Source organism: Nostoc cf. edaphicum LEGE 07299, from assembly GCF_015207245.1.
In the GTDB taxonomy this organism is placed as follows: domain Bacteria; phylum Cyanobacteriota; class Cyanobacteriia; order Cyanobacteriales; family Nostocaceae; genus Nostoc; species Nostoc edaphicum_B.
Genome location: NZ_JADEXF010000665.1, coordinates 1 through 3,518 on the forward strand (window position 1 = coordinate 1; position 3,518 = coordinate 3,518).

Consider the following 3,518-nt stretch of genomic DNA (forward strand, 5'->3'; position numbering starts at 1 on the left):
ATTAATTCCTTTATGAATAATTAATACTATCTATTGACTTAATTTTATTTTATGAGAAGCAATAAAAATCTTAGGTGCAGACCACCCCAAGGCATCGCAATCTTTCATCTTGCCCTCAGTAAATGTTATTTATAGTGACAAACTTTACAAAAAATTTATACTTAGCTACTGTGTAACTTCATTTACATAATATAAAAATTTAGTACTGTCGAAGAAACACATTATACTTACTACACTGGTGTTCATTAATCATAAACCTCTACCAAGTTTACAACTTAGGCAAGATGACCCATGTATTATCAAATTTGGAATTTCTTTCTTAAAGAAGATAAATACATCTATTGGAAAGAACAAATAAAAGTTAACAAAAACTTTGACAAAGTGACATGGCAAAAAATTATTGATTTCTTGTCACTAGTAGAGCAAACTTTCCAGTTGAAAAGTCAACTAGCAGAAACCGATAGCCTTGAGCCGTTTCTCAAGTTAGCAAAAGAAAACGGTTATAATTTGACCGCAGAAGAACTCGCCTGGTTTCTAGTTACGAGAAGACAGATTTGGGATCTTTTTGATTTTGCCCAAAAAACGCCATCTCTCAAAGAAGAATTACTAATAGCTAAAGAGCCACAGCAGTTCATCAACATCGCTGCCGAAAATGGCTATTACTTTTCTATAGATGAGTTAGCTTGGTTGTTAATTGACATCAAATCTTCGTCAGATTTAGTATCTATTAACAACAGCGTTGGAGAAATTGTCACAGTATCAAGCTACGGCAGAATTGAAACAGGATACTGGATTTGGCTAGCAGAACATTGGGGAATCGTGCCACCATTTTGTCATCGGGATAAACCCAGTACTTTCTTATGTCAAAATCTCAACAATCCTTTTTTACCCGATCGCTGTTTTTTACCCAAGAGTTACTTTAATCAACGCCTGATGGCAATTCATAATTAAAATAATTCGTAATTAGGCAAAGGAAGAAAAGAAAGCAATACTTAACCAAACGGTATTGAGTGATAAAACTTAATTACGAATTACGAATTACGAATTATAAATTATACAGTGAAGCATCCTAGACAGAAGATATATCTTCTATTTAGGATGCTTCACAATAAAAAATTGTTGAGACAACAATTCTGGACAAAATCTGAGATTTAGATTAGAGCTATCAGCTAGCAGAAACGGTCAAACTACCGGGTTTCTGAAGATCGCCTTGTAAAACTACACCCCGCTGATTGGCATGGATGTGACGCAAAATCTTGTAAATTGCCTCAACTTGGTCTGATGCGCCTGCCTTCTCGGCGAGTTCGTCAAGAGAAAGGGGAGTTTTTTCTTTTTGTAGCACTGCTACCACTCGTGTTTGTAAATCGAGAATGGAGGCGGCAGCTTTTTTGCCAGCTTCTACACCTGGTTGATGGTAGGCGTTGACGTTGACCAAACTAGCATATAAACCAACAGCACGTTCATACAAAGCAATTAATGCCCCTACAGTTCGGGGATTAACTTGGGGAATCGTGACTGTAATGGAATCGCGGTGATTTTCATAAAGCGCTTGTCGGGTTCCTTGGAGAAAACCGGAAAGATAATCGCCTGATGTAACTCCTGGATCTATTTCAGTGGATGGGCCTTGACGATCTTCCAACACTTCGATGAAGGTAGCAAAGAAATTCGCTACACCCTCACGCAACTGCTGGACGTAAGCGTGTTGATCTGTTGAGCCTTTGTTGCCATAAACAGCGATACCTTGATGGACAACGTTGCCGTCTAAGTCTTTTTCCTTGCCCAAGGATTCCATCACCAGCTGTTGCAAATAGCGACTGAATAAAAATAAGCTGTCCTTGTAAGGTAGGACAACCATATCTTTTTCGCCCTTTCCATTACCTGCAAAGTACCAAGACAAAGCAAGCAAGGCTGCTGGGTTATTTTTCACATCTGGGACGCGGGTAGCGTCATCCATCTCTTTGGCGCCATCTAGCATAGCGCGAACATCAATGCCTTGTAATGCCGCTGGTACTAGCCCCACAGCAGACATTTCTGAGGTGCGTCCTCCTACCCAGTCATACATCGGAAATCTGGCCAGCCAACCTTCTTCTTTGGCTAGCTTATCGAGGTTGCTATCAACGCTAGTAATTGCTACCGCATATTGAGCAAACTCCAAATTATGTCCGGCATAGGCTTTTTTAACTTCAATCATGCCGTTGCGAGGTTCCGGTGTTCCCCCAGATTTGGAGATCACCAAAACCAAAGTGCTGGCGAGGCTATTTCGGAGATGATTGATAACGCGATCGATACCTGCGGGATCGTTGTTATCGATAAAGTGAAGTTTCAGAGGTGGGAAATCAGGAGCGAGAGCTTCCGCGACAAATTGGGGGCCGAGAGCGGAACCACCAATGCCAATGGAGATAATATCCGTGAAACGGCTTGCTCTGGGAGGATGAATAGCACCTGTTTGGACTTTTTCCGCAAAGGCTTCGATTAGTTCTAGGGTTTGGACTATTTCTTGTGTAAGTTCTGGAGCTGGTGCTAAATCAGGATTTCGCAGCCAGTAGTGTCCAACCATGCGGTTCTCGTCGGGATTTGCGATCGCACCCTTCTCTAGTTGAGCCATATCCGCAAACGCCTTGTCAAACTTCGGCCGCAACGAATCCACAAAGGCATCATCGAACCGCATCCGACTTATGTCTAAGTACAGTCCCAATCCCTCGTGGAAATACAACCAGTTTTGGTATCGTTGCCAAAGTGCCCTAGCATCCATAGGGAAATCTCAAATAAAGTGTTTTTCAAAACCAGTTTAATGTAAGGTTATAGCGATCCCTGCCTAGCCTTATACAGTTTACAGTTTTAAGTGTTCCCTTGACTCTTGACTTTAAACATCTGGCATAGGGATGACACGCAGAAATTTCACAATTTCACCCCTAATTTCTATACCAATCAGATAATTGTCTAGGGTGAAGCGGTGAAAAATGCCTTCACTATCAAGCTGTCGCAATTCTTTTAAATCAGTCAGTTGCCACTTTTGGGCTAACTCAATAAAAACAAAATCATGCACCCGCTCGTAGGCGGCAGGTTCTAAATTCTTCAGGTCTAGCAAAAAAGACCTGGCATAGCGCATTTCCAGACTCACTGGGCGTTACCTTCACCAAAACTTGAGGGGCCACTGGCACTAGCTCAAAAGCGCTGCTGAATCAGAAAAACATCAACAGTCTTACCGCTTCTTCATGGGTTAAGATATCCCACGGTTGCTGCGATCGCTTGACTTTTTGTATGGCTTTGAGCATATAAAAGTCATAATGTAAAGCTTCGAGAACATTCCAAATGTCTTGCAAATCGTCATCGCCTAATTGCTCGATTAAGTGATGCATTCTAAGTCGCAGCAAATTCATACGTTAATTATTCCCTACCACCAAACACCAACAATAAATAGTATTCCCATAAAATTAGCTCCGCTCAAGCTACGCTAAAATTTATTCGCCCAGGGAAGAGGGCAGAGGAGCAGAGGGGCAGGGGAGCAGGGGAGGCAG

General features: G+C 41.7%; 4 protein-coding genes. 1 reads left to right on the forward strand and 3 read right to left on the reverse strand.

Going from position 1 to position 3,518, the window contains the following annotated elements:
• Nucleotides 1–291 precede the first annotated feature (291 nt).
• Nucleotides 292–951 carry a Nif11-like leader peptide family natural product precursor gene (locus tag IQ229_RS18615; protein ID WP_194046253.1) on the forward strand — a complete coding sequence of 220 codons (660 nt, stop codon included), beginning with the start codon at nucleotides 292–294 and terminating at the stop codon, nucleotides 949–951.
• A gap of 214 nt (nucleotides 952–1,165) precedes the next feature.
• Here the strand turns inward: IQ229_RS18615 and IQ229_RS18620 are convergent, their stop codons facing one another.
• From IQ229_RS18620 to IQ229_RS18630, 3 genes are all read right to left on the reverse strand, one after another.
• Nucleotides 1,166–2,752, reverse strand: coding sequence for a glucose-6-phosphate isomerase (locus IQ229_RS18620; protein WP_194046255.1), 1,587 nt, complete (start codon nucleotides 2,750–2,752; stop codon nucleotides 1,166–1,168).
• A gap of 111 nt (nucleotides 2,753–2,863) precedes the next feature.
• The gene (locus IQ229_RS18625) at nucleotides 2,864–3,121 is read right to left on the reverse strand and encodes a cytotoxic translational repressor of toxin-antitoxin stability system (RefSeq protein WP_099102182.1); all 258 of its coding nucleotides are present in this window, start codon (nucleotides 3,119–3,121) and stop codon (nucleotides 2,864–2,866) included.
• A gap of 61 nt (nucleotides 3,122–3,182) precedes the next feature.
• Complete coding sequence (locus IQ229_RS18630; protein WP_104907481.1) at nucleotides 3,183–3,380, reverse strand: hypothetical protein; 198 nt, start codon at nucleotides 3,378–3,380, stop codon at nucleotides 3,183–3,185.
• Between the last annotated feature and the right edge of the window lie 138 nt (nucleotides 3,381–3,518).

Coding starts and splice junctions, on each gene's coding strand:
- IQ229_RS18620 (WP_194046255.1), bottom strand. CDS start 2,752: ATGGATGCTAGGGCACTTTGGCAACGATACCAAAACTGGTTGTATTTC.
- IQ229_RS18615 (WP_194046253.1), top strand. CDS start 292: ATGTATTATCAAATTTGGAATTTCTTTCTTAAAGAAGATAAATACATC.
- IQ229_RS18630 (WP_104907481.1), bottom strand. CDS start 3,380: ATGAATTTGCTGCGACTTAGAATGCATCACTTAATCGAGCAATTAGGC.